Origin of the sequence: Pantoea sp. JZ29, assembly GCF_035190385.1 — a bacterium.
Taxonomy (GTDB): Bacteria; Pseudomonadota; Gammaproteobacteria; order Enterobacterales; family Enterobacteriaceae; genus Pantoea; species Pantoea stewartii.
The window spans coordinates 2,474,438-2,499,883 of sequence record NZ_CP045241.1 but is presented as its reverse complement, the minus strand read 5'-3'; the positions used below and the strand labels follow the sequence as shown (position 1 = coordinate 2,499,883).

The window sequence follows — 25,446 nt, the reverse complement described above, 5'->3', positions numbered from 1 at the left end:
TGAAGGAATAAGTATGTTAAGTATTAAAGATTTACAGGTTAGCGTTGAAGACAAAGCGATCTTACGTGGTCTGAACCTTGAGATTAAACCGGGCGAAGTTCATGCCATCATGGGACCGAATGGTTCAGGTAAAAGTACGCTGTCTGCGACCTTAGCTGGCCGTGAAGACTATGAAATTACCGGCGGTTCAGTGACCTTTAAAGGCAAAGACCTGCTGGAGCTGGAGCCGGAAGAGCGCGCGGGTGAAGGGATCTTCATGGCGTTCCAGTATCCGGTTGAAATTCCTGGCGTCAGCAACCAGTTTTTCCTGCAGACCTCCGTGAACGCAGTGCGCAAATACCGTCAGCAGGATGAGCTGGATCGTTTTGATTTCCAGGATTTCATCGAAGAGAAAATTAATCTGCTCAAGATGCCTGAAGATCTGCTGACCCGTTCTGTCAACGTCGGTTTCTCCGGCGGTGAGAAGAAGCGTAACGATATTCTGCAGATGGCTGCGCTTGAGCCCGATCTGTGCATTCTGGACGAAACGGACTCCGGTCTCGACATCGATGCCCTGAAAATCGTGGCTAACGGCGTAAACAGCCTGCGCGATGAGAAGCGTGCGTTCATCATCGTCACGCACTATCAGCGTATCCTGGACTATATCAAACCTGATTTTGTGCATGTGCTGTATCAGGGCAAGATCGTGAAATCTGGCGACTTCTCGCTGGTGAAACAGTTGGAGGAGCAGGGTTATGGCTGGCTTACCGACGAAGAGTGATACTGCGCTGCAACAGTGGCACCACCTGTTTGAATCGCGCGGTGAACTGCGCTCCATGCAGGCACAGCAGCACTGGCAGCAGTTAATGCGTCTGGGCTTGCCCACGCGCAAGCATGAAAACTGGAAATACACGCCGCTGGATGGCCTGCTGGCACAGCACTTTGTGTTGCCTGAGTCTCAGGACGTCAGTGCTTCACAGGTTGAAGCGCTGGCTCTGCCGCTGGATGCTATTCGTCTGGTGTTTGTCGACGGCAAATTCCAGTCTGCGCTGAGCGCGACCGGGACTGATTTTTTCGAGATTCAGCACAGCGTTGCCGCTGAGCGTCGCGATCTGCCTGCGCCTGTTCAGCCCGAAGTCTTTCTGCATCTGACGGAAAGCCTGGCTGAAGAAGTGACCCATATTCGTCTGCCGCGCGGTAAGGCGGCTTCACGTCCGCTTTACCTGCTGCACATCACCAGCGGCAAAGATGATGGCATGAACACCGTTCATTACCGTCATCATCTGCAACTGGAAGAGAGTGCAGAAGCGGAAGTCATCGAGCACTATGTCACGCTGAACGACAGCGCGCACTTCACCGGCGGTCGCTTTACCTTTGCTGTCGCTGATAATGCTACGCTGAAGCACACCAAGCTGGCCTTTGAAAGCACTAAAAGTTATCACTTTGCCCATAATGACATCGTGATTAACCGTGATGCGCAGGTGACCAGCACCAGCTTCTTACTGGGTGCGGGTTTAAGCCGTCATAACACCAGTACGCAGCTCAATGGTGAAAACACCCAGCTGTCTTTGAACAGTCTGGTGCTGCCCGTGAATCAGGAAGTGGCGGATACCCGCACCTATCTTGAGCACAACAAAGGCCACTGCCTGAGCCGTCAGATGCACAAAACCATCGTGCGTGACAAAGGGCGTGCGGTCTTTAACGGCCATATCAAAGTGGCGCAGCATGCGTTAAAGACAGATGGTCAGATGACCAACAACAATTTGCTGTTAGGTCGCCTGGCCGAAGTGGATACCAAGCCGCAGCTGGAAATTTATGCCGATGACGTTAAATGCAGCCACGGTGCGACCGTAGGCCGTATTGATGACGAGCAGATGTTCTACCTGCGTTCGCGCGGTATTGAGCAGGATGCCGCGCAGACTATGATCATTCACGCCTTTGCGGCTGAGTTAACCGAAACGCTGGAGAACCCCGTTCTTCGCCAGGCGGTGCTCCAGCGCATTGCTCAGCGTTTTCCAGGAGACAACTCATGATGAACTTCGATCTCGAGCGTATCAGAGCGGATTTTCCGGTTCTGAAGCGTGAGGTCAACGGTCATCCGCTGGCTTACCTTGACAGCGCGGCCAGCGCACAGCGTCCTTTGTCGGTCATCAATGCCGAAAGCCATTTCTACCAGCACGGCTATGCCGCCGTGCACCGCGGTATTCACACGCTCAGCCAGCAGGCAACCAGCGATATGGAAAACGTTCGCGAACAGGCGGCACGTTTTCTGAATGCGGCTTCTGCGGAAGAAATCGTTTTTGTTAAAGGTACGACGGAAGGCATCAACCTGGTTGCCAACAGTTGGGCGGGCAGTCAACTGCAACCCGGTGATAACCTGATTATCACGCAGATGGAGCACCATGCGAATATCGTGCCCTGGCAGATGGTGGCTGAACGCTGTGGTGCGGAAATTCGGGTACTGCCCCTGACCGACAACGGTGAGCTGGCGCTGGATCAACTGGCGGGGCTGATTGACAGTCGCACGCGCCTGCTGGCGGTCACCCATGTGTCCAATGTGCTCGGTACGGTGAATCCGGTCAAAGCCATCGTCGCGCAGGCCAGGGCAGCAGGTGTGGTTACCCTGATCGACGGGGCGCAGGCCGTGATGCACAGCGCCGTCGATGTACAGGATATCGGCTGCGACTTCTATGTGTTCTCCGGCCATAAGCTCTATGGCCCAACGGGCATTGGCGTGCTGTATGGCCGTAAGGCGCTGCTGGACATCATGCCGCCCTGGGAAGGGGGCGGATCGATGATTGGCGAAGTCCTGCTGCCCACCGGCACCACCTGGAATACGGCACCGTGGCGTTTTGAAGCCGGAACGCCGAATACCGGTGGCATCATTGGTCTGGGCGCCGCGCTGGAGTATGTTGAGGCGCTGGGACTGGATACGATTCATCAGCGGGAAACAATCCTGATGAATTATGCGCTCGATAAGCTCGCCTCCGTGCCGGATATCCAGATCTACGGTTCGCAGCAGCGTACCGGTGTGATTGCCTTTAACCTGGGCAAACATCACGCCTTTGATGTCGGCAGCTTCCTTGATCAGTACGGTATCGCGATTCGTACCGGCCACCATTGCGCTATGCCGCTGCTGCGCCATTATCAGGTCCCCGCGATGTGTCGCGCTTCTTTCACGTTCTACAACAGTGAAGACGAAGTGGATCGGCTGGCGGCAGGTCTGACGCGTATTCATCGCCTGCTGGGCGGCTGAACAACGTAAACGGAGTGATTCATGGCCACGTTGCCAGAAAAAGAGAAACTGGTGCGCAACTTTAATCGTTGCGCTAACTGGGAAGAGAAGTATCTGTACATCATTGAATTAGGTGCCAAACTCCCGGAATCGTCTGAAACACTGCACCAGCCTGAAAATGCCATTACCGGCTGTCAGAGTCAGGTGTGGATCAAGATGACCCCGCAGGCAGACGGTACGATCGCCTTTGAAGGTGACAGTGATGCAGCTATCGTTAAGGGACTGATTGCTATCGTATTTAGCCTTTATCAGAACCTGCAACCCGCTGAAATCGTGGCACTGGATGTTCGCCACTGGTTCAGCGAACTGGCCCTCGTTCAGCACCTCACGCCGACGCGCTCGCAGGGGCTGGAGGCGATGATTAAGTCAATTCGCCATACCGCTCAGAACCTCAGCTAAGATACACTCCAAAGACGCCATCCGGCGTCTTTTTACTGTCTGATGAGAACATCGCATGAAACCTGCTTTTTATATAGCCGGTGCATTGCTGCTGACCTGTTTTGGGCTCTCTGCACCCGGTTTTGCTACCGAATATCCCTTGCCGCCGCCTGGCAGCCGCCTGACAGGTGAAAATCTTGTTACCCAGGTGCCAGATAATAAACGCCCGCTGGAAGATATCGCTGCGCGTTATCAGGTTGGCCTGCTGGGCATGCTGGAAGCGAACCCAGGCACCGATCCGTGGTTGCCCAAGCCGGGTACGCAGCTGACCATTCCGCTACAGATGATTCTGCCGGATACGCCACGCGAAGGCATTGTGGTAAACCTGGCGGAACTGCGGTTGTACTATTACCCAAAAGGTGAAAACAAGGTCATCGTGTATCCGATTGGTATCGGTCAGATGGGGATCATGACGCCCGTGATGGTGACCAGCATCAGCCAGAAAATCCCTAATCCCACCTGGACGCCTACCGCGAATATTCGTAAGCGCTACGCGAAAGAGGGCATTACCCTGCCTGCAGTGGTGCCCGCAGGCCCGGATAACCCTATGGGGCTGCATGCGTTGCGTATGGCGCGGGGAACCGGGCAATACCTTATCCATGGTACTAATGCCAATTTTGGTATCGGCATGCGCGTGAGTTCGGGTTGTATTCGCCTGCGCACGGACGATATTGAAGCGCTGTTTAATGCGGTGCCGGTAGGAACGCGTGTGCAGGTGATTAACCAACCGGTGAAATATACCGTTGAACCCGATGGCAAACGTTACGTTGAAGTCCATCAGCCCTTGTCGCGCAGCGAGAAAGACGATCCGCAAACCGCGCCTCTGGCCTTAAGTGCGGGCTTCAGGACGTTTATGAAGAGCGAGAAAAGTGACCAGGCCTTAATTAACGCTACGCTGACGCGCCGTTCGGGCATGCCGGTGCTGGTCAGTGCCGGTGAGCCGGTGCGGGATGAGGCAAGCGTCCTGTCGGCACACTAATTAATGCCGGACAGGGCGCGAGTCCTGTCAGTGCAGTAACCGAAGCAGATTGAGGCGACAGGCCTGCCTGGACATAACCGATGCGGAATGGGGCTAACGGACAGTCGCGACAGTAAACGAGGCAGGACAGGGCAAACGTGCTGTCGACGAACGACGCGGCATCAGTGAAAGAGAAGGCGTTAGTTGCGGATCAGCAGACAAAAAAAATGGTGCCACAAGGGCACCATTTTTAAAACCAGAACTCTTACTTACGGTAAGAGTGAGCCTGGTTGTCCAGACGCTGGTTAGCGCGAGCTGCGTCATCTTTAGCAGCCTGAACGTCAGAACGCACTGCGTTCACGTCGTTGCTCAGCTGGTCAACTTTAGCGTTCAGAGTCTGAACGTCTGAAGACAGCTGGTCGATTTTAGCGTTGCTTGAGCAACCAGCCAGCAGAGTTGAACCCAGGATTACCGCGCCCAGTACCAGTTTAGTACGATTCATTATTTATACCCTCTAGATTGAGTTAATCTCCATGTAGCGTTACAAGTATTACACAAAGCTTTTTAAGTTGAGAATAATTTTTTGATAAGAACATGCTTAAACATGATCGTTCGCTCAAAGAAACAGCGGATCAAAGAAGAAGATAAAAAAATTTAGCTAAAACAGAGAGATTTAATCGGATTAACCTTAATTTCAGGGGCGTTTTTATTGTTGTTTTGGGCTGGCGTTTTCAGGAATCTGTATTACAAAGCCCATAAAAAAAGCGCCTTTTAAGGCGCTTTCGATAATAAAGCCATAAACCCCGTATTACAGCACGTGTACCGATGCGGTATTCGTGGTTCCACTTGGCACCAGCGCGCCAGAAACCAGCACAACAACATCGCCTTTTTGAGCAAAACCGCTTTCCAGCGCCGCTTCTTTACCCAGACGATAGAAATCGTCGGTTGAGGCAATTTCGCTGACCATACGCGTCTCAATACCTTTGCTCAGAATCAACTGACGCGCTGTGGTGGCATTGGTGGTTAAGGCCAGGATGGTGGCGTTAGGGAAGTACTTACGCACGGCCTTCGCTGATTTACCGCCTTCTGTTGCGACAACGATAAGTGGCGCTTCCAGCTTCTCGGCGGTTTCAACGGCACCACGGCACACCGCTTCGGTGATACGCAGTTTGCGGTTGTCATTCTGCTCATCAATGCGCGGCTTCATCACGCGGTCGGTACGCTCACAGATGGTCGCCATGATGGTGACCGACTCCAGCGGATAACGGCCTTTCGCACTTTCGCCCGACAGCATGACGGCGTCCGTCCCGTCCAGGATGGCGTTCGCTACGTCGCCGGCTTCTGCGCGAGTAGGGCGTGGATTCTTGATCATGGAATCCAGCATCTGGGTGGCGGTGATAACAACCTTACGCGCCTTATTACATTTTTTGATCATCATCTTCTGCGCGAAGATCACTTCTTCAACCGGGATTTCAACGCCCAAATCGCCACGGGCGACCATGATGCCGTCAGACGCATCCAGGATCTCGTCGAAGTTGTTCAGGCCTTCCTGGTTTTCAATTTTAGAGATGATCTGAATATTTTCGCCGCCGTGCTGCTTCAGGTGCTCACGGATTTCCAGCACGTCAGAGCGCTTACGGATAAAGGACGCGGCAACGAAATCAACGCCTTGTTCACAACCAAAAATCAGGTCGCGTTTGTCTTTCTCGGCCAGCGCAGGCAACTGGATAGAAACACCTGGCAGGTTAACACCTTTATTCTCACCTAAATCACCGTTGTTCAGGACTTCACAGATGACGCTGTTTTCGGTGACTTCAGTCACTTTCATGCCGATCAGACCATCGTCAACCAGAACGGTATTGCCGATTTTCAAATCGTTGGCAAAGCCAGAATACGTCACCGCAACACGTTCGCTGTTGCCAATCACGCTCTGGTCAGTGGTAAAAGTAAAGGTCTGGCCAGCTTTCAGTGACACATCATTGCCACCTTCCAGCTTCATGGTGCGGATTTCCGGACCTTTGGTATCCAGCAGAATAGCGGCAGGAATGCCAGTTTTTTGGGTGACAGCACGCATATTGGTGATGCGCTGACCGTGTTCTGCATAGTCGCCGTGCGAGAAGTTCAGACGCATCACGTTCATGCCTGCTTCAAGCAGCTGGGTCAACATCTCTTCGGATTCGGTTTTTGGGCCGATAGTACAAACGATCTTAGTCTTTTTCATGACGGGTTATCTGTAAGTTGTGATGGATGATAAATAGGGTTTCGATGACAGCGCACCGAAATGAAAACGCTGGTTGAAAGAGAAAAGGGTGATACAGGATAAGAATAGGTGACGAAGGCCAGGCGTGCAGAGAAGTTGCGTGGTTAGTTGGCTTAACCACCGGGACGTTGTTGCGCAAACAATCTTAATTATCGTCATAAGCACGTAGTCGCTGAAACCTTTCAAGTAAACAACGCGGCCAGTATAATCACTAAGTATGCGAAAACCAATCGAAAAACAGTACGTAAAGGCAATGTAAATCAAGAAATGGGTTGTTGCGCAAGTGAAGAAAGGAAGTAAAAGAGTGGTGCGCTCTAATGGACTCGAACCATCGACCCCCACCATGTCAAGGTGGTGCTCTAACCAACTGAGCTAAGAGCGCAAAATAAATTTGGTGCGTCCGAGTGGACTCGAACCACCGACCCCCACCATGTCAAGGTGGTGCTCTAACCAACTGAGCTACGGACGCACTTGGTGCGCTCTAATGGACTCGAACCATCGACCCCCACCATGTCAAGGTGGTGCTCTAACCAACTGAGCTAAGAGCGCAACATGCTGTCAGGGCGACAGCGGGGACGAATATTAACGACAGCGCAGAAGGCTGGCAAGGAGAAAAACGCAAAATTGCAAATGAATGAACATCATCTGTGCGAAGCGTCGTTTTTTTGAACGTAACGGGCCTGTTACGGCCCGTTCTGCTTTTAACGCGATGCGCGCGAAAGGATTAACGCGGCCGGGAGTTGCTGCAAACGCCGAACCCGCCACAGCATCATGACGGCGGCTGAGGTCAGGCCGACAATAAACCCACACCAGAATCCTGCCGGGCCCATGCGCGGCACCACCCAGTCGGTCAACGCCAGGATATACCCTGAAGGCAGCCCCAGTAGCCAGTAGGCGATAAAGGTTATAAAGAAAATAGACCTTGTGTCTTTGTAACCGCGCAGGATACCGCTGCCAATCACCTGAATGGAATCCGAAATCTGGTAAATGGCGGCCAGCATCATCAGTTGAGCAGCCAGCGTCACTACGTCGGGGTTATCGTTATAGAGCTGCGCAATGTGATGGCGGAAGGTCACCGTAAAGATCGCCGTAAGCACGGCCATACTCACGCCCACGCCCTGCGCGGTCCAGGCGGACACGCGCGCCTGTTCGGTTGATCCCTGACCCAGGCGATAGCCCACGCGAATGGTTGTCGCGACGCCCAGTGACAGCGGCAGCACGAACATCAGTGAGCTGAAGTTCAGGGCAATCTGGTGACCAGCCACATTCACAATGCCCAGCGGGGAGACTAACAGCGCCACCACGGCAAACAGGGTCACTTCAAAAAACAGCGCCAGGGCGACAGGCAGGCCCAGACCGGCCAGACGTTTCAGAATGGCGGCCGAGGGCGATGACCAGCGCTGTTCAGGCCGGATATCCTGCATGCTGCGCATGCGCCGCACCCAAAAGCGCATACAGATAAACATCGCCCAGTAAACGGAGGCGGTGGCGACGCCACAGCCCACACCGCCCAACGCGGGCATACCAAAATGCCCATAGATAAAGACATAGTTGAGCGGAATGTTGAGCATCAATCCCAGAAAGCCCAGCACCATGCCGGGCTTGGTTTTAGACAGCCCTTCGCACTGGTTACGCATCACCTGAAAAAACAGGTAACCCGGCGCGCCAAACAGCAGGGCATGCAGATAACCTTCCGCTTTTTCAGCCAGCAGCGGATCGATATCGTGCATCGAGCGAATAAAATAGCCCGCGTTCCACAGGACCAGCATGATGAGCAATGAGAGAAAAAACGCCAGCCAAAACCCCTGACGAATCTGTTCAGCGATGCGCTCGCGGCGACCTGAACCATTAAGTTGCGCAATGGTCGGCGTCAATGCCAGTAAAACACCATGACCAAACAGGATGGCGGGAAGCCAAATGGACGTGCCAACAGCGACGGCGGCCATATCCGTGGCGCTGACGGCGCCGGCCATAATGGTATCTACAAATCCCATCGCGGTTTGCGCCACCTGAGCCAGGATAACGGGAATCGCGAGGGCCAGCAATTGACGCGCTTCTGTTAAATACTTCTGCACGTAAACACCTGACTTGTGTGATTAATAAGGAAATGAGGACGACTTCAGGCGAAGTCGGCACTAGTGTAACTGCCGCAGCCGATTTCTCCAATCTTTGTCACGCTTTGCGGTTGCGCATCTCTCAGCACGTTGAAATCTAAAAGTTAAGCGCGCCTGTGATAAACTGGAGGCAAACGTCACAGAGGCAAAGATTATGTTTACCGGTATTGTGCAGGGCACCGCAGAAATCGTGTCCATTGAAGATAAAGGTTTATTCCGTACTCATGTTGTCCGGCTTCCCGCTGAACTGGTGCCAGGACTGGCACTTGGCGCATCCGTGGCCCATAACGGCTGTTGCCTGACCGTTACCGAGATTAACGGTGATTTGGTGAGTTTTGACCTGATCAAAGAAACCTTACGCGTGACCAATCTGGGCGACTTGCGCCAGGGCGACGTGGTGAATATTGAACGCGCGGCCAAATTCAGTGATGAGATTGGCGGACACCTGATGTCGGGCCATATCATGACCACGGCAGAAATTTGCAAAATTATCCGCTCTGAAAACAATCGCGAAGTGTGGTTCAGGATTCAGGATCCTCTGCAGATGAAATACATCCTGCACAAAGGATTTGTCGGCATTGATGGCATCAGTCTGACCGTGGGTGATGTGACAAAAACGAAGTTCTGCGTCCATTTGATTCCTGAAACGCTGGAGCGCACCACCCTGGGAGCCAAAACCTTTGGCGATCGGGTCAACATTGAAATCGATCCCCATACACAGGCCATTGTGGATACGGTAGAGCGCGTGCTGGCGCAGCGTGAAGCCGCTGCCGTGAAGGCGCTTGCGGAGCAGGCCGATCAGCCGGAAGCCGATCACGAATAAGGCCCGCCTGGCAACAATCTTGTTGTCATTCGCACGCGGTTATTGCAAAAAAGCAGCCCTGTTATCAGGGCTGCTTTTTTATCGGGAAACTGCTGACGCGCCGTCGCGTTTCGTCGCCCCGGCATCTCAGCCAACCGACCTGAGCCGGTTCGGGCAATGCGCGGCGCCAAACCGCAGCGCGTCCTGTTACCGTGCTACGCGCAATCCCCCCTCTATGCCTCGGCTAAACACCACCTGCCATAGCTGGATCTCGCGGGCGCGAAACGCACCCGCGCAGGCATTCAGATAGTACGTGAACATGCGGCGGAAGCGTTCGTCATAGCGCCCGGCAAGCTGCGGCCAGGCATGTAAGAAGCGTTCGTGCCAGGCCATCAATGTCGTGTCATAGTCCGCGCCAAAGTTATGCCAGTCTTCCATAATAAAATGGGGTTCGCTGACGTCGGCGATATGGCGCAAAGAGGGCAGGCAGCCGTTCGGAAAGATATATTTGCCAATCCAGGGATCGACGTGCATATCCGTTTTGATCGCGCCTATTGTGTGAAGCAGGAAAATCCCGTCAGGCTTCAGGTTGCGATCGACCGTAGCAAAATAGGTGGGGTAATTTTTAGGCCCGACATGTTCAAACATGCCCACGGACACAATGCGATCAAACTGCTGATCGAGATCGCGGTAGTCCTGCAACAGGATTTGGACATCCAGCCCCTCACAGCGCTGTTGAGCCAGTTTTTGTTGCTCTGCCGAGATGGTTACGCCCTGAACGCTCACGCCATAATTTCTGGCGGCAAAGGCCGCCAGGCCGCCCCAGCCGCAGCCGATATCCAGCAGGCGCATTCCCGGTTTGAGTTGCAGCTTGCGGCAAATCATATCGAGTTTGGCTTCCTGCGCCGCCTCAAGCGTGGTGGCGTCTTTCCAGTACGCGCAGGAATACTGCATGTAAGGATCCAGCATCAGGCTGAAGAGATCGTTGCCTAAATCGTAGTGGGCTTTACCCACCTGCCAGGCCCGCTTTTTGGATTGCAGGTTCACCAGACGCGCCAGCGCAATACGCAGGATGTCCTGAATATGATGCGGCAGTTGCTCGTCGAGTTTATGCTTCAGCGCCCGATGAAAAAACATATCCAGCCGCTCGCATTCCCACCAGCCATCCATATAACTCTCGCCCAGGCCGAGCGATCCTTTCTGCAGAACGCGTTTGAAAAAATCGGGGTGTTTAACCTGAATATCCCAGGGCCGCGAACCGTTAATTTCAATATCGGCTTTTTGCAGTAACTCCTGAACGATGCGATACCAATGGTTACGTTCGATGCCTACTTCTTCTACACATGATGAACTCATAGCCACTCCATCACCAGAACCGTCAGAACCTGAGAAAAAGCAGGAGCTGTTTCTCAGGATTATGAGAAAAGTCACAGATGACGCCTTGCGCCAGACAACAAAAAGGGTACAGAGAAGAGAAAACGTCGGTATCCATGCAGCGTTGCTCACACAGATGCCGTCACAGCCTGAAGGCTGTGTGAAACATTTTTATTATGATGACAGTGCGAGTGGGTCTGGCAGAGGAGGCACACTGGCAGACCCTGATTCAGTCAGTGAAAACGGGTAACACGCAAATCGTTGCCTCAGTGATTATCCTGGCAGGGATGTGCAGATGAGGCAATATCAGTTTGTGCGCCGGCGCGGCGCTGTAACTGATAGCCCATCCATGCCAGACCAATCGTCACCATCATAATTAGCGTGGTCGTAAACAGAGCCTGGATCAAGCCTGCGGACACCGCAAGGCTGGCGGCAAAACAGAGTCCGAGCTGAAGCGTGTTCTGCAATGCCGCCGCTTTCCCGGTGGCATTTGGGAAGGGCAGCAGCGCACTGGACACCACAATCGGATAAATCGCGCCATTTGCCAGCGCCATGCCGCAGAACGGCACCAGTAACGCCGTGAGTGACGGGCTTCCCGAAAGCGCGACGGCAAACAGCGCCCCGACACTCAGGCTATAGACGCCGAGCAGCCACGGCAGCAGCGTTGCGCCAGAAAACCGGTTGAGCAGCGCACGGCAGCCAAACCCGCCGATTAAAAAGGCGATGGTTTGGGGAATATAACTGAGCCCGATATCCGCAGGAGACAGACCAATATCAGCCAGGATAAACGGCGAACCCGTCAGCCATGCAAAAAAACTGGCTGAGCAGGCGGAATACATCAGTACGTTACCGCTGTAGGCACGTGCGCGCAGCAGCGTCAGAAACCCAGGCTGTGGAGCAGGGGAACGTTGCTTTTTTTGCGGCGAAGGCAGGCGCAGCGTGACCAGGATGAGCGCCACAGCAATTCCCGTCAGCACCGCAAAAATGGCGCGCCAGTGAAAATGGCCGATCAGCCAGGCGCCCAGTAACGGCGCCAGGGCGGGAGACAGCGCGACGAGCGGCATAATGGTAGCAAAGACTTTATTGGCCTGTGACTGAGGATAGCGATCGACGACCAGCGCCTGCCAGCTGACGGCCGCCGCGCACACGCCGATAGCCTGTACAAAACGCAGTACCAGCATCAGGATCACATTATCTACCCACAACATACCCGCACAGCCCAGAGCAAACAGGACGAGGCCTGCCAGCAGCACCGGCTTACGCCCCAACCGATCAGATAAGGGACCCCAGACCAGTTGACCACAGGCAAAACCGGCCAGAAACAGGCTCATGCTGGCGCTGATCATCCCGGCTGACGTGCTAAAACTTTGCTGCATAGCGCCGAAGGCGGGCAGGTACATATCGGTTGCCAGAAAGCCCAGCATACTGAGCACGGCAAGATAGGGAATAAAGCCTTTTGAAGCGGACATCGGGTTCTCATCAGTTGCAGAATAAACGCGGGGCAGTGTAAAAGCTGTACTTCACGCTGTGAAACGGTAAAATTTGCCTGTTGCTGTTAAAAATTTTGAAGGCAAATTATGTGGTCTGAATATGCGCTGGAAGTGGTGGATGCGGTCGCACGCGGTGGCAGCTTTAGCGCGGCCGCCCAGGAACTGCACCGTGTGCCTTCTGCCATCAGCTATACCGTTCGCCAGCTGGAAACCTGGCTGGCTGTGCCGCTGTTTGAACGCCAGCACCGGGAGGTGATTCTCACCCCGGCGGGCGAGCATTTTGTGCGGGAAGGGCGCAGCGTTATCAAAAAAATGGATGCCACACGACGTCAGTGTCAACAGCTCGCCAACGGCTGGCGCGGTCAGATTGGTATTGCCGTCGACTGCATCGTCAAACCGCAGCGGACCCGGCAGTTTGTCAGGGATTTTTACCGCCATTTTCCCGACATGGAGTTGCACATCAGCTATGAGGTCTTTAACGGCGTCTGGGATGCGCTGGCAGACGGGCGAGTGGATGTGGCGATAGGTGCGACACAGGCGATTCCGGTGGGGGGGCGTTTCGCCTTTCGCGATATGGGCACCCTGAACTGGCGTTGCGTGGTGGCGCGTCAGCACCCTCTGACGCAGGTTGCTACGCTGGATGATGAGGCGTTGCGCAACTGGCCTTCTCTGGTGCTGGAAGATACGTCGCGCGCGTTACCGCGTCGTATGACCTGGGCGCTGGATAACCAACGCCGGCTGGTGGTCCCGGACTGGCAAACCGGTCTGGACTGTGTGCGCGCCGGTTTGTGTGTCGCGATGATACCGGGCCATTTAGCGCGGCCCTTACTGGACAGCGGCGAGATGGCAGAGCTGAACTTACCGCAGGCGTTTCCGGAAAGTCCCTGCTGCGTCAGCTGGGCGGAAGATCGCGCATCACCGGCGCTGGGGTGGTTACTCCAGTACCTGGGCGATGCGCAAACGCTAAATCAGGAGTGGTTGAGCGAGGATTAACGGCGATAATCGCGATAAGGACCATAGCCCACCGAGCGTCGCTCAATAAGCGTCGGGTGGACTTCAATCGTCTGCGACTCTTCCCGCTTACTGGTGATGCGATCTAACAACATCTCCAGCGCCTTCTCACCCAACTGGGCTTTAGGTTGATGCACCGTGGTCAGTGCCGGAGTGAAATAGCGCGCATTGCGCACATTGTCGTAACCAATGACGGAGATATCCTGCGGCACGCGCAGGCCCATTTCGTCGGCCGCGCAGATTGCGCCCATCGCCATGATGTCGCCCCCACAGAATACGGCACTTGGGCGCTGCTTCTGTGACAGAATCTGCTGCATGGCCTGATAGCCAGATTCGGGTTCAAAGTCACCCTGCACAATCCATTCGGCACGTGGCTGAATACCCGCTTCTTCCAGCGCCTTGAGGAAACCGGCATGGCGACCGCCTCCCGTGTTACGCTCCATCTGGCCGGGAATGGCACCAATATCGCGATGACCACGCTCAATCAAATAACGTCCTGCCAGATAACCGCCCTGGAAAGCATTGTCCAGTACGGTATCGGTAAAGTCGGCACGGGATTCGCCCCAGTCCATCACCACCATCGGAATATTGCGGTTCGCTTCCAGCATTTGCAGCAGATCATCCGGATACTCTGAACACATCACCAGAAGCCCGTCAACGCGCTTTTGCGCCATCATCGACAGATAGGCGCGCTGTTTTTGCAGGTCATTATGTGCGTTGCCCAGAATCAGGGTATAGCCTTTATCGAAGCAGTGATTCTCAATGGCTTCGATAATTTCAGCAAAGTAGGGCGCTTCACTGGACGTGGCGAGCAGGCCCAGCGTTTTGGTGTGATTCACCTTCAGGCTACGCGCGACTGCGCTGGGAGAATAATGCAGTTCCCGAATCGCTTCCCACACCGCTTCGCAGGTATTTTCTGCGACAAAGCGCGTTTTATTGATGACGTGTGAGACGGTCGTGGTGGACACGCCCGCACGCTTCGCCACATCTTTAATTGTTGCCATGTAAATCGAACTCCCGGGCCTATCTAAATTATTGATAAGCATATTGTTAAACGTTTGCGTCAGCGGACGGTTATTTCTGCGAAAAACATCGCTTTTCTGTCCGGTATTGAGTCATCAGGGCAGGAAATAACGTCTGAAAAGGGCGCGGACGCAACCGATATTGCGCGCTGTTGCGCAACAAAGGGGGGATTCTAACAAGGCTGTGCGGATAAAACGAGATTTTTACCCACGCGTATGTGAAAATGCTTTCACCTTACAAACGTCAGGGTTAAAGGAGAGGGGATGAGTACCGATTTAAAACTGTCATTAATAACGACGGCAGCCGCACTGTTAATGATCATCGCGTTTAGCTTCACCGCTATTCTGCACTAGTCGCATTCGTTTGCAGCGACGCTATACTGGCTGACTGGCTGACTGGCTGACTGGCTGACTGGCTGACTGGCTGACTGGCTGACTGGCTGACTGGCTGACTGGCTGACTGGCTGACTGGCTGACTGCGCGTCCAGCCTTGCTGGTGATACGTCCTGTCTGTCAGACCGTATCACCGGCAGGTGCGGCATTTTCGCCCGGAACACCCCGCTGCACAATCGGGGCGATGTGGGCAATAAAAAAGCCGGGAAAGTTTCTTTACCCGGCTTTTTTGTATGAAGGACGTTTAGCGAACGGTCTTTGGCGTCATAACGCGACGCGCACCAATATAATGGCGCTGCCAGTAATCTTCGCTCAACGCACTGATTTGAATATCTTTACCGGTACGCGGTGACTGAATGAATTTACCGTTGCCCAGGTAAACCCCGACATGATCTGCGGTTCCACGCCCGTTGATGCGGAAGAAAACCAGATCGCCTTTTTCAAGGGATTCGCGGTTGACCGGTGCTGCATCCCGCAGATGGTACATTTCGTTAGCGGTACGGGGGATCTTAAACTTCACGACGTCTTTGTAGGCGTACCATACGAGGCCACTGCAATCAAAACCCGTATGGGGCGATTTGCCTCCCCACTGATAACGCTTGCCAAGTTGCCCCATCAGTTTTGCCATCGCCGTTTCACGCGCTTTCTGGTAACGCTGGCGATGCGCTTTACTCATTTTAATGGTGCCGGTTTCGGTATTGTCTGCCGTTAACGCCTTCGCAGCACGTTGATGACCATACCGTTTTTTGCTGGCGGCATTGGCGGCGACTTTTTTGCTCAGCGTCTTGTGCGGGGCAGTCGTTTTAGCGAGCGTTTTGTGCGTGGTGGTGTGAGAGGTCGTTTTGCTGGTTTTCGTGGTCTTACTGACTTTCTGAACAGCGGAGGCGCGACTTTTTTTAGATGAGGCTTTAACCGCGCGTCGTTTGCGCCGATCATCGTCGCGCGCACTTTTTTTCTCTACCTTATGCAAGCTGGCCTTAACCGTCGCATGCGGGGAGGCAGCAGCGATGTTAAAGAAGAGTTGCGCAAAAGCCAGAATAAGAAGCGTAATGATTGAACGCATAGTCCGTTTACTGGTTAAGCTGTCAGATCAAACAGGTCTCTGACAAAGTTAAGAAAAATCTGATCACCGATCAGCGCCGAAGTCATTCTAGTCCAGTTTTTTTTAAAAGAGTAAGTCCTTTTTTTATTAATTGATGGCCTGGATAAAAATCAGGCATAAATCAGGAATTTCAGTCTCTTATAACAGCAAATTCATTGCAAATTATGAATACATTCATAGTCTTTGTCACAGTTTCCTGCGAATGCCTGACCAGCCTACTTAGCAAACATGGCGATTTAACGTCGGACGAGCCAAAATCTCGTTTTCAGTCCTGGCGTGAAGTCGCTACAATAAAGAAACACGAAGTGACGAATTAAGGAAGGCAATAATGAGTACTGTAGAAAAAATTCAGCGCCAGATCGCAGAAAACCCGATCCTGCTGTACATGAAAGGTTCGCCGAAACTGCCAAGCTGCGGTTTCTCTGCGCAGGCGGTCCAGGCGTTGTCTGCCTGTGGTGAGCGCTTTGCTTACGTGGATATTCTGCAGAACCCGGATATTCGCGCAGAGCTGCCAAAATACGCCAACTGGCCCACGTTCCCGCAGTTATGGGTTGATGGCGAACTGGTCGGCGGCTGCGACATTATTGTTGAAATGTTCCAGCGCGGCGAGTTGCAGCCGTTAATCAAAGAAACCGCTGAGAAGTTTAAAGAAGCGGAATAACTGAAAAAGGCCGACCTCGTCGGCCTTTTTTACGCGCGTTACTCGGTTGTTTCTCCACCCGTCGCCGACGCTTCCGTTACAGCTAACGGCCAGCCTCCCAGCCTTTTCCAGCGGTTAACCAGCTCACAAAATAAGGTCGCCGTTTGCTGTGTATCATAGAGTGCGGAGTGCGCCTGACTGCTGTCGAACGCCATTCCTGCGGCTTTGCAGGCTTTCGCCAGCACGGTCTGGCCCAGCACCAGTCCGCTCAGCGCGGCCGTGTCGAAGGTCGCAAAGGGATGAAAGGGATTGCGTTTCAGGCCCGCACGTTCCGCCGCCGCATTCATAAAGTTCAGATCAAACGTGGCGTTGTGAGCGACCATGATGGCGCGGTTGCATCCGGTCTCTTTGATGCCTTTTCGCACCATTTTAAAAATGGCATGCAGGGCCTCATATTCGCTGACTGCGCCGCGCAAAGGATTCGTGGGATCGATGCCCGTAAACGCCAGCGCTTCAGGGTGCAGGAGCGAACCGACAAAGGGTTCCACATGAAAATGCAGCGTCTCGTCGTGATGAAGCCAACCCTCATCATCCATTTTCAGGGTGATGGCAGCAACTTCCAGCAGCGCATCGGTTTGCGCATTAAAGCCCGCCGTTTCAACATCGATCACGACAGGATAAAAACCACGAAAGCGTTGATTGAGTGCGTTGGGGGAAGACGATTCAGACATCAGGATCTCATTGCAGAAAAAGGGCAGCGCGTAGTATGCCAAAAAAGCGCACTCTCTGCAGCAGATGTGGGCGAGGGAAGTAAGAATCAGCCTGCAGGAGGCAGGCTGATAGGCGGTAACGGTTAGTTACCGAGGCCGTGACCGGCATGTTTGTTTTCGATCAGCTCGATCTTATAACCGTCAGGATCTTCAACGAAGGCGATGATGGTGGAGCCGCCTTTCACCGGGCCCGCTTCACGGGTCACGTTGCCGCCGTCGTTACGGATACGTTCACAGGTTGCCGCGACATCATCAACGCCCAGCGCAATGTGGCCATAAGCATTCCCCAGGTCGTAGCTGTCTACGCCCCAGTTATAGGTCAGTTCAATCACCGCGCCTTCGCTCTCTTCGGTGTAGCCGACGAACGCAAGCGTATATTTATATTCAGCATTTTCGCTTTGACGCAGCAGGCGCATGCCCAGCACACGGGTGTAAAAATCGATCGAGCGTTGTAAATCGCCAACGCGCAGCATGGTATGAAGTAAACGCATAGTTTCCTCTTTAAAAAAACGTCATCCCCGGATGACATAAATACGCAGTATAGCGACGATCATCGCCAAACAATAACCGCAGCCGTGACACCTTCTCACGGCTGCCTGCTGTTTTACAGCGCAGGATAATCAGTATAGCCCTCTGCGCCACCGCCGTAGAACGATTCGGGACGTTGTGGGTTAAGCGGAGCGTCTTTTTGTAAACGCTGCGCCAGATCCGGGTTGGCGATGTAGTCACGACCAAACGCAACGGCATCGATCAGGCCACGGCTGATCAGGTCATCGGCTTTCTCGACGGTGTAGGCGCCGGCACCAATGATGACGCCCGGGAAGGTATCCCGCACTTTCTGGCGGAACGCATCGCTGTAAGGCGTGCCGCCTGCCCAGTCCGGTTCGGACATGTGCAGATAAGCGATGTTGCGTTTCGCCAGCTCAGCGATAAACCACAGCGCATCTTCTTCTTCGTTCGGACCGTTATCCAGGTTCTGGAAACTGCCAACAGGCGACACGCGAATACCTACGCGGTCTGCGGACCAGTTAGCAATGGCGGCATCGACGACCTCCAGCGCAAAACGGCCACGGTTTTCCACGCTGCCGCCGTAGGCATCGGTACGATGGTTAGACGACGGCGACAGGAACTGATGCATCAGATAACCATGAGCAGAGTGCAGTTCCAGCAGGTCGAAATCAGCTTCACGCGCATTGGCGGCTGCCTGACCAAAATCCGCCACAATCTGCTGGATTTCACTGACGCTCAGCTCGCGCGGCATCGAGGTATCTTCGCGATACACGCTGCCGTCTTCAGCACGTAATGAGGTGCGGGTGCCTGCCGGAATGGCGGACGGTGCAACCGGTGCCTTACCTTCAGGCTGAACGCTGTTATGTGAAATGCGGCCGGTGTGCCAAAGCTGGACTGCGCTGTGGCCGCCTGCCTGATGAATGCCTTCATTGATGACTTTCCACGCGGCAATTTGTTCCTGCGTGTGCAGGCCTGGCGCGCCCGCATAACCTTTCGCCTGGAAGGAGACCTGAGTCGCTTCAGTGATAATTAACCCCGCACCCGCACGTTGGCGATAGTATTCGGCCATCAACGGCGTCGGGATATCGCCCGGTTCGATGCTACGTAAACGTGTCAGTGGGGCCATAAAGACACGATGAGGAACGGTAATTGCGCCCACTTTTAACGGACGAAACAACTGAGTACTCGCCATAACAACTCCTTTCAAGTAGACCGGTCGTCTACAAATGGTGGTTTTTTTAAACCAGCGGTTTTGTTAGCCACTGTTCGATGGTAATTAAGGCCAGCCGCATGGGCTGTGCATTACGGGATAGCTTGCTCTGTAAACTTGCACCCAGCCAGAGAACATACAGCAGTTCAGCCAGTTGCTCCGGAGGCGAGGGCAGAGATAAATCCTCTTCGTGCTGTGCCTGCGTCAGCGCCTTAGCATAGGCGGCGATAACGTGGCTGGCTCCCTGCTGCAAGGCTATGCGCATAGGCTCTGACAGGTCGCAGACTTCGGCTGATAATTTTACGCTCAGGCAGCCCACAATATTGCCCTGCCGTTCAAACAGATCGAGCGCATGGCGAAAATGGGCCAATAATCGCTCACCCGCCGATCCCGCAGGCTGGAAGAGCTGCTGCTCAAGGTTCTGCAGGTAACGGACAAAGTACCGCTCAAGCAACGCCACGCCAAAGGCTTCTTTAGAGGGAAAATAGTAATAAAACGATCCCTTAGGGATCTGCGCCTGGTTCAGTAGCTGGCTCAGGCCCATGCCGGTAAAGCCCCGTTGCAGGCAAAGCGATTCGCCTGTCGTCAGCAGGTGTTCCCGGGTTTCATTACGTTGCGGCATCTTATTCATGGGGTTCATCCTGGTAGACCAATCGGTCTAATGCAAACTTTTATCGCGCGCCAGGCACGCAGTGTTAAATTGAAAGCGATTTAGAGTGAATAAATTGTTCAAGTTATGATTATTTCTTGCACAAATGCCTGACTCTGGGTTCAATAGACGTATCACCGTTTCAGTAGAGGCCGTTGTGGCAGAGCAGCTTGAGTTTTTTCCGGTACCCAGTCCCTGCCGGCGTATTTGCGAAACCGATTCACGTGGCTACTGCAAAGGCTGCCTGCGTAGCCGTGAGGAACGTTTTAACTGGCTGCAATACAGCGACAGTCAAAAGCGTGAGGTGCTCCGCCTCTGCCACCAGCGCCGTTTGCGCCTGTTACGTCAGCAGCACAAAGAAGAACCGCAGGAACCGCAACAACCCACCTTATTCTGACCGCATGGTGATTTCCGTTATACTCCCTGACACACATCCAGCCTCAAGGCCACAGGGAGAACACTATGCTACAACCGCAAGCCATCGCGCCACAGGGCCCCGACTTTTCACCGCTGATTATGGGCTATTGGCGTTTGATGGAATGGGGCATGACACCACAGCAGCTGGTGGGGTTTATTGAGCACCATCTTTCACTGGGCATTTCGACGGTCGATCATGCCGACATTTATGGTGATTACCGCTGTGAGGCTGCATTTGGTGAGGCGCTCAGACAGGCCCCAGGATTACGTGATCGGCTGCAGATCGTCACCAAGTGCGGTATCGCGACCCGCGCAAAACCTGAACACCAGATTGGCCATTACATTACGGAAAAAGCGCATATTGTGGCCAGTGCCGAACGCTCGCTGGGACATTTCAATACCGATCGCCTTGATCTGCTGTTGATTCATCGCCCCGACCCGCTCATGGTGGCCGATGAGGTTGCCGAAGCCTTTCTGCACCTGCATCAGGCAGGCAAAGTGTTGCATTTTGGCGTGTCCAATTTTACCCCCTCGCAGTTTGCCCTGCTGCAGTCTCGTTTGCCGTTTAGCCTCGTGACCAACCAGCTTGAGATCTCACCCGTTCAGCAACATGTTCTGCTTGATGGATCGCTGGATCACTGCCAGCAGCAGCGTTTGCGCCCAATGGCCTGGTCGTGCCTGGGGGGCGGACGTCTGTTCAGCGATCCGCATTTTCAGCCGCTGCGCGACGAGCTGGAAGCCATTCGTCAGGAGATCGGGGCATCAAGCCTTGAGCAGGTTGTCTATGCCTGGGTGATGCGTCTGCCGAGTAAACCCTTGCCTATCATCGGGTCAGGCAAAACCCATCGCATTACAGAAGCGGCAGGGGCGGCCGGGCTGACGCTCAGTCGGCAGCAGTGGTTCCGCATCCGCAAAGCGGCACTGGGCTATGACGTGCCCTGAGCGTAAACATTCGTCAATTTGCGGCAATCTTTGCGCTACGGGGCCAGGCTTAAGCTGAACCCCAGAGCAAAAAGGAGCCACAATGAAAGTGAACGCAATTGCGATAGCGACGCTGTTAGCCTGCGGTGCCGTGCAGGCGGCCAGCGAACAGGTGACAATTCATGCCGTTTCGGCGCAGGGAATCGGCAATGCCATCGGCACGGTAAATATTGAAGAGACGCAATACGGTTTGCAACTGACGCCCATGCTGGAAGGACTGAAGCCGGGCATTCACGGTTTTCATGTCCATGCGAAAGGCAGTTGTGAACCCGGCGAATCGGAAGGAAAAAGGGTGGCCGCGGGGGCGGCAGGGGGGCATCTTGATCCGGCGAACACCGGCAAGCACCTGGGGCCCTATGCTGAGGGCCATTTAGGCGACCTGCCTGCGCTCTATGTCGATGCGCAGGGTAAAGCCACCTATCCGGTGCTGGCACCGCGCATTAAAACGCTGAGCGAGGTGAAAGGCAAAGCGTTGATGGTGCATGTGGGCGGGGATAACCATGCGGATCACCCACAACCTTTGGGCGGTGGCGGGGCACGGTTTGCCTGCGGTGTTATCTGACGCTGAGTGTCGCTGATGGCGGCAGATTTTGCCGCCATCACGGCTTTTCGCTTGTTGACAATTTGTTGTAGCATCATCGTCTTATTCCCCCCTATGATACTGATTCCCGTTACAAAGCCTGACAAACTGAGGAGCAGTGCAAATGAAATGGAAGGGCGCCTGGCTACTGTGTCTGTTGCTGGCAGGATGCGATAAACCCAATGATACGCAACTGATCACAGAAACAGGACGTGAACTGCAGCGCACCATTGATACCAGTTCAGCACGCCTTCGCTGCGAAGAGATTGCGAAGGGCCGTGAACGGCTCAGTCGGGATGTGCGGCAAAAGCTTGAAGCGCAGCATTGCCAGAATGTTCTGCGCAGCGCCACGGAAACCAATTTCACGGATACCACCATTTACCGGCATAACACGACAATGATTTGTGGTGGCATCCTGGGCAAAAGTTTTACGGGGTCGATGATTTACCGGCGTTTTATCTATTCACCCGACGAAAAAGCCCTGGTGATTGAGCCTGTTTCCGAAGCCGATAAAACCCGGTTCGAAGGGCAAAAAACCGTTCAGCAACTTCAGGATGATTTTAACCGGCAGCACCAGCAGTATTGCCAGTAATCAGTCGGGAATCGCCTGTTTCAGCTGCGCCAGTGAACAGCGCAACCGCCACAGCAGGCCGGCCAGCGTGCCGGCGTCGGCACTGTTGACACTAAGCGCCTCTTCTGTGAGGCCCTGAAGCGCGTCCAGCGCGGTGTCAAGGTGGCGATGCTGCACACCGTGTAAGCTCATAATATTCTGCAGATTGTGCAATGCTTCGCTCCGGTACTGGTTCAGTAGCGGTGTGTCTGTTTGCCAGTCACGCAGTTGCCAGACGAGATGGGAACAGTTAAGCAGAACGACGCCCCAACGCAGTAGCCAGACGCGCGCCGTTTCATCTTTACTGTTACTGAGTTGACCAATTTTATGATAAATCAGCGACTCAAAACGGTTCTGATCCCGGTGGGGATGCTGACGAAGCTGATCCAGAAACGCCAGCCTCAACGCCTGGATATGGCGACGGCTGCGGCGTGAATCGGAGCTGGGACGCAGGATCTGGAAAGCCAGCCAGGCCAGCAGCACACCGCAGACTTTTGCTATGTTATCGTTCACGAACCCCTGATAATCCCAGTCGGGCGGATTGGTGACGGCCAGAAACGACCCCAGAAAAACAATAAACTGGCCCCACATCGCCGCCCGCTGTTTTTGCTGTACCCGGAACAGTTGTAGCGTCAGCAGCAGCGGAAACAGGATGGCCAGCAGTTGCCACAGCTGATTAAACTGCACCATCACACCAAATTTAAACAGCACGCTAAAAGCAAACAGCCAGAGCAACGTTTTCAGTAACAGCGTAATGCTGCCTGTGGGCGAAGGGGCCGAGGCGTAAAGGACACAGGCAATCGCCGTAAACGTCAGGGCCGAGGCACCCGAGGTCCATTGTGTCGCGATCCAGATTGCGCAGCCTGCCACGATGATGCTGAATGTTCGTAGCGCACTCCAGCCGGCTTCGGCGCTGTCACTTTCGCTGGCCAGCGCAGACACTGCGGGCGGCTGAAAGCGGGTATCGGCATCAGCCTGTTCCAGCTGCCTTATCCAGCGCAACACATTGAGGTACATCCAGCAGAAGTAGCGCAGCCGCTGACAAAACGCCCGTTGCCGGTAATCACCATCGCTGGCAGGGGTGATGCTGCGTAACAAGGCTGCCAGCCGGTACTTATCACAGTCCGGTTTTGCCAGCTCCTGCGTAATGCGTGTTAAGGCCAGATACAGCGCTTCCGGCGCGTCTGACCAGTTCAGCAGCATGCGCCGCAGGCTGGACAGGACGCTGGTCAGACGAAGCTGCTGATGCAGGATATAGTTCAGGACGTTATTTTGGCGACGAAAGCGGTAATGGCTCCAGAATGCCTGGATACGCAATAAATTCATGGTCAGGATCTGGCCAATCACCGCTTCGTGAGCGTGACGGATCTCGTCGTTCCGGGTGTCCTGCAAGAGCAGCGTGGCGTGATCCAGCAGACGCGTGTGCATCTGCTTCAGGGCGGTGATAAGGGCTTCACCGTCTGATGTACTGGGCAGGATCATCATCATTAAACCCGCACAGAGCAGCCCGGAAATCACCTCACAGACGCGCGCCTGGGCAATGTCCCACAGGCCACTGATATCGGTCAGATTGACACAGCTGAAGGCAATGATCGCCGCAGTGTACCCGGCCAGCGAAAACCCATAGGCGACATTATTTTGATAGTGGTTGGCCACCCAGGTACACAGCGCCAGCCAGCCTGCGATAAAAAAGGCAAACAGCCAGGGTTCATTAAGCGTATGGCCCGCAATCAGCAAGGCGGCCGTTGCCCCCAGCAGGCTTCCAACAATACGTCCCAGACTCTTACTGATCACACCGCCGATTGTCGGGAAGCTTACCACCGCAGCGGAGGTCATGGCCCAGTAGGGTTCGTTAAGATCCAGTCCATAGGCAATGCTCAGGGCCAGGCACATGGCAGTCGCGTTACGCAGAGCATAACGCCACTGATTGCTGTCCGCTTTCAGCCAGGGCAGGTTTTGCCAGGCCAGTCCGTTGAGGTTCATGGCTGTATCGTAATCGTGCAGGTCGTACCGGCGATTAACAGAGCGTTATCCGGGAGAGCAGCGAGACGAATGCGTACAGGAACACGTTGAGCAAGGCGCACCCAGGGCACGTTCGGTTTGATATCGGGCAGCAGCCCACTGTCGGCGTCCAGACTCTGATCGTAAATCGCGCGCCCTATGCTCTCAACCTGACCGGATAACTGCCGGCCCGTACTGTAGAGCGTCACCTGAGCGGCCGCACCCGGACGAATATGGCGCAATTTGGTCTCTTCAAAGTAGCCCACGACATAAAAAGCGTGACTGTCCACCAGCGCAAAAAGCGGAGTGCCAGCCGTGGCGAAATTGCCGGGACGTAGTGTCAGATTGCTGACCCAACCGTCCGTGGGGGCGTTCACGGTGGTTTGCTGTAAATTCCATGCGGCCTGTTCACGCGCGGCCTGCGCGGCCTTGACGTTGGCCTGCGCCGCCGCTGCATTCAGTCGGGCGACATCCAGATCTTCGCCCGAGATGGTATTGCGCGGCAGTTTACTGCGCCGGTTGAATTCATTTTGGGCTTTCGCCATATCGGCCTGCGCCTGGCTCAGCTGTGCGTCGGCTTTATGCAGAGCGATTTGCCAGGGCACAGGATCCAGCGTCAGTAACCGATCCCCTTTATGTACAAACTGATTATCGACCACGTTCAGTGCCGTGATCCGTCCCGAAATTTGCGGGGTGATCGTGACCAGCTCGGCACGTACTTTGCCGTCGCGCGTCCACGGTGACTGCATGTAGTAGTTCCAGGCCCACCAGGCGCTGAGAAGCGCCAGCGTGAAAACAATCAACGTAGAAAAGTACTTTAATCCTGAAAGGTTCATCTTT

At 54.3% G+C, this 25,446-nt stretch carries 26 protein-coding genes and 3 tRNA genes; 13 read left to right on the top strand and 16 right to left on the bottom strand.

From position 1 onward, the window contains the following. The first annotated feature begins 13 nt into the window (after nucleotides 1-13). From sufC to GC090_RS11600, 5 genes are read left to right on the top strand one after another with little or no spacing between them, the layout of a single operon-like run. Nucleotides 14-760, top strand: coding sequence for a Fe-S cluster assembly ATPase SufC (gene sufC / locus GC090_RS11620; RefSeq protein ID WP_006118973.1), 747 nt, complete (start codon nucleotides 14-16; stop codon nucleotides 758-760). Beyond that, a complete protein-coding gene (sufD, locus tag GC090_RS11615; RefSeq protein WP_006118974.1) occupies nucleotides 735-2,012 on the top strand; it encodes a Fe-S cluster assembly protein SufD in 1,278 nt (425 codons plus the stop codon). The genes sufC and sufD overlap by 26 nt, the downstream gene beginning before the upstream one ends. Next, nucleotides 2,012-3,235 carry a cysteine desulfurase SufS gene (sufS, locus tag GC090_RS11610; protein ID WP_054633960.1) on the top strand — a complete coding sequence of 408 codons (1,224 nt, stop codon included), beginning with the start codon at nucleotides 2,012-2,014 and terminating at the stop codon, nucleotides 3,233-3,235. Before sufD ends, sufS begins: the two co-directional genes overlap by 1 nt. Before the next feature lie 21 nt (nucleotides 3,236-3,256). Then, a complete protein-coding gene (gene sufE, locus GC090_RS11605) occupies nucleotides 3,257-3,673 on the top strand; it encodes a cysteine desulfuration protein SufE (protein WP_006118976.1) in 417 nt (138 codons plus the stop codon). Nucleotides 3,674-3,728: 55 nt separating this feature from the next. Then, entirely contained in the window at nucleotides 3,729-4,691 is a 963-nt protein-coding gene (locus GC090_RS11600; RefSeq protein ID WP_324019829.1) for a L,D-transpeptidase family protein, read from the top strand. A gap of 244 nt (nucleotides 4,692-4,935) precedes the next feature. Here GC090_RS11600 and GC090_RS11595 read toward each other — a convergent pair whose 3' ends face one another. The 6 genes from GC090_RS11595 to GC090_RS11570 all read right to left on the bottom strand — a co-directional run bounded on the left by GC090_RS11595 (nucleotide 4,936) and on the right by GC090_RS11570 (nucleotide 9,005). Continuing rightward, a complete protein-coding gene (locus GC090_RS11595; RefSeq protein WP_006118977.1) occupies nucleotides 4,936-5,172 on the bottom strand; it encodes a major outer membrane lipoprotein in 237 nt (78 codons plus the stop codon). A gap of 306 nt (nucleotides 5,173-5,478) precedes the next feature. Beyond that, complete coding sequence (gene pykF, locus GC090_RS11590; protein WP_033741152.1) at nucleotides 5,479-6,891, bottom strand: pyruvate kinase PykF; 1,413 nt, start codon at nucleotides 6,889-6,891, stop codon at nucleotides 5,479-5,481. A gap of 344 nt (nucleotides 6,892-7,235) precedes the next feature. Then, nucleotides 7,236-7,312 (bottom strand) — tRNA-Val (locus tag GC090_RS11585). A 10-nt stretch (nucleotides 7,313-7,322) separates the two neighbouring features. Beyond that, nucleotides 7,323-7,399: transfer RNA gene (locus GC090_RS11580), tRNA-Val, on the bottom strand. Between the two features lie 3 nt (nucleotides 7,400-7,402). Further along, nucleotides 7,403-7,479 (bottom strand) — tRNA-Val (locus tag GC090_RS11575). Nucleotides 7,480-7,631: 152 nt separating this feature from the next. Continuing rightward, nucleotides 7,632-9,005, bottom strand: coding sequence for an MATE family efflux transporter (locus tag GC090_RS11570; protein ID WP_006118979.1), 1,374 nt, complete (start codon nucleotides 9,003-9,005; stop codon nucleotides 7,632-7,634). A 193-nt stretch (nucleotides 9,006-9,198) separates the two neighbouring features. Here GC090_RS11570 and GC090_RS11565 point away from each other — a divergent pair, with 193 nt between their 5' ends. Continuing rightward, nucleotides 9,199-9,867: a riboflavin synthase gene (locus GC090_RS11565; protein WP_033741155.1), complete on the top strand. Its 669-nt coding sequence runs from the start codon at nucleotides 9,199-9,201 to the stop codon at nucleotides 9,865-9,867. A 186-nt stretch (nucleotides 9,868-10,053) separates the two neighbouring features. Here GC090_RS11565 and cfa read toward each other — a convergent pair whose 3' ends face one another. Together cfa and punC are read right to left on the bottom strand one after the other, a co-directional pair. Continuing rightward, entirely contained in the window at nucleotides 10,054-11,202 is a 1,149-nt protein-coding gene (gene cfa / locus GC090_RS11560) for a cyclopropane fatty acyl phospholipid synthase (protein WP_033741158.1), read from the bottom strand. Between the two features lie 284 nt (nucleotides 11,203-11,486). Then, on the bottom strand, nucleotides 11,487-12,689 hold the full coding sequence (gene punC / locus GC090_RS11555; RefSeq protein ID WP_324019824.1) for a purine nucleoside transporter PunC: 1,203 nt from the start codon (nucleotides 12,687-12,689) through the stop codon (nucleotides 11,487-11,489). A 108-nt stretch (nucleotides 12,690-12,797) separates the two neighbouring features. Here punC and punR point away from each other — a divergent pair, with 108 nt between their 5' ends. Further along, nucleotides 12,798-13,703: a DNA-binding transcriptional activator PunR gene (punR, locus tag GC090_RS11550; RefSeq protein WP_110267577.1), complete on the top strand. Its 906-nt coding sequence runs from the start codon at nucleotides 12,798-12,800 to the stop codon at nucleotides 13,701-13,703. Here punR and purR read toward each other — a convergent pair. Beyond that, the gene (purR, locus tag GC090_RS11545) at nucleotides 13,700-14,725 is read right to left on the bottom strand and encodes an HTH-type transcriptional repressor PurR (RefSeq protein ID WP_006118983.1); all 1,026 of its coding nucleotides are present in this window, start codon (nucleotides 14,723-14,725) and stop codon (nucleotides 13,700-13,702) included. The two genes, punR and purR, sit on opposite strands and share 4 nt — an antisense overlap. A 282-nt stretch (nucleotides 14,726-15,007) precedes the next feature. Here purR and GC090_RS11540 point away from each other — a divergent pair, with 282 nt between their 5' ends. Next, nucleotides 15,008-15,097 carry a cytochrome bd-I oxidase subunit CydH gene (locus GC090_RS11540; protein WP_324019823.1) on the top strand — a complete coding sequence of 30 codons (90 nt, stop codon included), beginning with the start codon at nucleotides 15,008-15,010 and terminating at the stop codon, nucleotides 15,095-15,097. 283 nt (nucleotides 15,098-15,380) lie between these two features. Here GC090_RS11540 and GC090_RS11535 read toward each other — a convergent pair whose 3' ends face one another. Then, nucleotides 15,381-16,199 (bottom strand): C40 family peptidase, encoded by an 819-nt coding sequence (locus GC090_RS11535; protein ID WP_324019821.1) that lies wholly within the window; start codon nucleotides 16,197-16,199, stop codon nucleotides 15,381-15,383. 364 nt (nucleotides 16,200-16,563) lie between these two features. Here GC090_RS11535 and GC090_RS11530 point away from each other — a divergent pair, with 364 nt between their 5' ends. Beyond that, entirely contained in the window at nucleotides 16,564-16,899 is a 336-nt protein-coding gene (locus GC090_RS11530; RefSeq protein WP_170317969.1) for a Grx4 family monothiol glutaredoxin, read from the top strand. A gap of 38 nt (nucleotides 16,900-16,937) precedes the next feature. Here the strand turns inward: GC090_RS11530 and rnt are convergent, their stop codons facing one another. The 4 genes from rnt to GC090_RS11510 all read right to left on the bottom strand — a co-directional run bounded on the left by rnt (nucleotide 16,938) and on the right by GC090_RS11510 (nucleotide 19,999). Further along, nucleotides 16,938-17,609: a ribonuclease T gene (gene rnt / locus GC090_RS11525; protein WP_006118986.1), complete on the bottom strand. Its 672-nt coding sequence runs from the start codon at nucleotides 17,607-17,609 to the stop codon at nucleotides 16,938-16,940. 122 nt (nucleotides 17,610-17,731) lie between these two features. Then, the gene (gene gloA / locus GC090_RS11520; protein WP_033741163.1) at nucleotides 17,732-18,139 is read right to left on the bottom strand and encodes a lactoylglutathione lyase; all 408 of its coding nucleotides are present in this window, start codon (nucleotides 18,137-18,139) and stop codon (nucleotides 17,732-17,734) included. 113 nt (nucleotides 18,140-18,252) lie between these two features. Then, on the bottom strand, nucleotides 18,253-19,350 hold the full coding sequence (locus GC090_RS11515; RefSeq protein WP_039340582.1) for an alkene reductase: 1,098 nt from the start codon (nucleotides 19,348-19,350) through the stop codon (nucleotides 18,253-18,255). 46 nt (nucleotides 19,351-19,396) lie between these two features. Next, nucleotides 19,397-19,999: a TetR/AcrR family transcriptional regulator gene (locus tag GC090_RS11510; protein WP_006118989.1), complete on the bottom strand. Its 603-nt coding sequence runs from the start codon at nucleotides 19,997-19,999 to the stop codon at nucleotides 19,397-19,399. A 124-nt stretch (nucleotides 20,000-20,123) separates the two neighbouring features. Here GC090_RS11510 and GC090_RS11505 point away from each other — a divergent pair, with 124 nt between their 5' ends. The 4 genes from GC090_RS11505 to GC090_RS11490 all read left to right on the top strand — a co-directional run bounded on the left by GC090_RS11505 (nucleotide 20,124) and on the right by GC090_RS11490 (nucleotide 22,587). Then, nucleotides 20,124-20,414: a DUF1289 domain-containing protein gene (locus GC090_RS11505; protein WP_191091045.1), complete on the top strand. Its 291-nt coding sequence runs from the start codon at nucleotides 20,124-20,126 to the stop codon at nucleotides 20,412-20,414. A 65-nt stretch (nucleotides 20,415-20,479) separates the two neighbouring features. Continuing rightward, nucleotides 20,480-21,376, top strand: a complete 897-nt coding sequence (locus GC090_RS11500; protein ID WP_324019817.1) for an aldo/keto reductase — start codon at nucleotides 20,480-20,482, stop codon at nucleotides 21,374-21,376. Between the two features lie 82 nt (nucleotides 21,377-21,458). Then, nucleotides 21,459-21,977, top strand: a complete 519-nt coding sequence (sodC, locus tag GC090_RS11495) for a superoxide dismutase family protein (protein WP_058702003.1) — start codon at nucleotides 21,459-21,461, stop codon at nucleotides 21,975-21,977. A 142-nt stretch (nucleotides 21,978-22,119) separates the two neighbouring features. Continuing rightward, nucleotides 22,120-22,587, top strand: a complete 468-nt coding sequence (locus GC090_RS11490) for a hypothetical protein (RefSeq protein ID WP_039340576.1) — start codon at nucleotides 22,120-22,122, stop codon at nucleotides 22,585-22,587. Here GC090_RS11490 and GC090_RS11485 read toward each other — a convergent pair whose 3' ends face one another. Next, entirely contained in the window at nucleotides 22,588-24,588 is a 2,001-nt protein-coding gene (locus GC090_RS11485) for an FUSC family protein (RefSeq protein ID WP_324019816.1), read from the bottom strand. Further along, nucleotides 24,585-25,442, bottom strand: a complete 858-nt coding sequence (locus GC090_RS11480; protein WP_203232187.1) for an efflux RND transporter periplasmic adaptor subunit — start codon at nucleotides 25,440-25,442, stop codon at nucleotides 24,585-24,587. Before GC090_RS11480 ends, GC090_RS11485 begins: the two co-directional genes overlap by 4 nt. Between the last annotated feature and the right edge of the window lie 4 nt (nucleotides 25,443-25,446).

Bases quoted from the DNA above. Each gene is read 5' to 3' on its own strand.
- GC090_RS11485 (WP_324019816.1), bottom strand. From the start codon at position 24,588: ATGAACCTCAACGGACTGGCCTGGCAAAACCTGCCCTGGCTGAAAGCG.
- GC090_RS11480 (WP_203232187.1), bottom strand. From the start codon at position 25,442: ATGAACCTTTCAGGATTAAAGTACTTTTCTACGTTGATTGTTTTCACG.
- GC090_RS11505 (WP_191091045.1), top strand. From the start codon at position 20,124: ATGCCTGACTCTGGGTTCAATAGACGTATCACCGTTTCAGTAGAGGCC.
- punR (WP_110267577.1), top strand. From the start codon at position 12,798: ATGTGGTCTGAATATGCGCTGGAAGTGGTGGATGCGGTCGCACGCGGT.
- sufC (WP_006118973.1), top strand. From the start codon at position 14: ATGTTAAGTATTAAAGATTTACAGGTTAGCGTTGAAGACAAAGCGATC.
- GC090_RS11595 (WP_006118977.1), bottom strand. From the start codon at position 5,172: ATGAATCGTACTAAACTGGTACTGGGCGCGGTAATCCTGGGTTCAACT.
- pykF (WP_033741152.1), bottom strand. From the start codon at position 6,891: ATGAAAAAGACTAAGATCGTTTGTACTATCGGCCCAAAAACCGAATCC.
- GC090_RS11500 (WP_324019817.1), top strand. From the start codon at position 20,480: ATGCTACAACCGCAAGCCATCGCGCCACAGGGCCCCGACTTTTCACCG.
- GC090_RS11490 (WP_039340576.1), top strand. From the start codon at position 22,120: ATGAAATGGAAGGGCGCCTGGCTACTGTGTCTGTTGCTGGCAGGATGC.
- sufD (WP_006118974.1), top strand. From the start codon at position 735: ATGGCTGGCTTACCGACGAAGAGTGATACTGCGCTGCAACAGTGGCAC.
- purR (WP_006118983.1), bottom strand. From the start codon at position 14,725: ATGGCAACAATTAAAGATGTGGCGAAGCGTGCGGGCGTGTCCACCACG.
- GC090_RS11600 (WP_324019829.1), top strand. From the start codon at position 3,729: ATGAAACCTGCTTTTTATATAGCCGGTGCATTGCTGCTGACCTGTTTT.
- GC090_RS11540 (WP_324019823.1), top strand. From the start codon at position 15,008: ATGAGTACCGATTTAAAACTGTCATTAATAACGACGGCAGCCGCACTG.
- gloA (WP_033741163.1), bottom strand. From the start codon at position 18,139: ATGCGTTTACTTCATACCATGCTGCGCGTTGGCGATTTACAACGCTCG.
- rnt (WP_006118986.1), bottom strand. From the start codon at position 17,609: ATGTCTGAATCGTCTTCCCCCAACGCACTCAATCAACGCTTTCGTGGT.
- punC (WP_324019824.1), bottom strand. From the start codon at position 12,689: ATGTCCGCTTCAAAAGGCTTTATTCCCTATCTTGCCGTGCTCAGTATG.
- GC090_RS11510 (WP_006118989.1), bottom strand. From the start codon at position 19,999: ATGAATAAGATGCCGCAACGTAATGAAACCCGGGAACACCTGCTGACG.
- cfa (WP_033741158.1), bottom strand. From the start codon at position 11,202: ATGAGTTCATCATGTGTAGAAGAAGTAGGCATCGAACGTAACCATTGG.
- sufS (WP_054633960.1), top strand. From the start codon at position 2,012: ATGAACTTCGATCTCGAGCGTATCAGAGCGGATTTTCCGGTTCTGAAG.
- sufE (WP_006118976.1), top strand. From the start codon at position 3,257: ATGGCCACGTTGCCAGAAAAAGAGAAACTGGTGCGCAACTTTAATCGT.
- sodC (WP_058702003.1), top strand. From the start codon at position 21,459: ATGAAAGTGAACGCAATTGCGATAGCGACGCTGTTAGCCTGCGGTGCC.
- GC090_RS11515 (WP_039340582.1), bottom strand. From the start codon at position 19,350: ATGGCGAGTACTCAGTTGTTTCGTCCGTTAAAAGTGGGCGCAATTACC.
- GC090_RS11535 (WP_324019821.1), bottom strand. From the start codon at position 16,199: ATGCGTTCAATCATTACGCTTCTTATTCTGGCTTTTGCGCAACTCTTC.
- GC090_RS11565 (WP_033741155.1), top strand. From the start codon at position 9,199: ATGTTTACCGGTATTGTGCAGGGCACCGCAGAAATCGTGTCCATTGAA.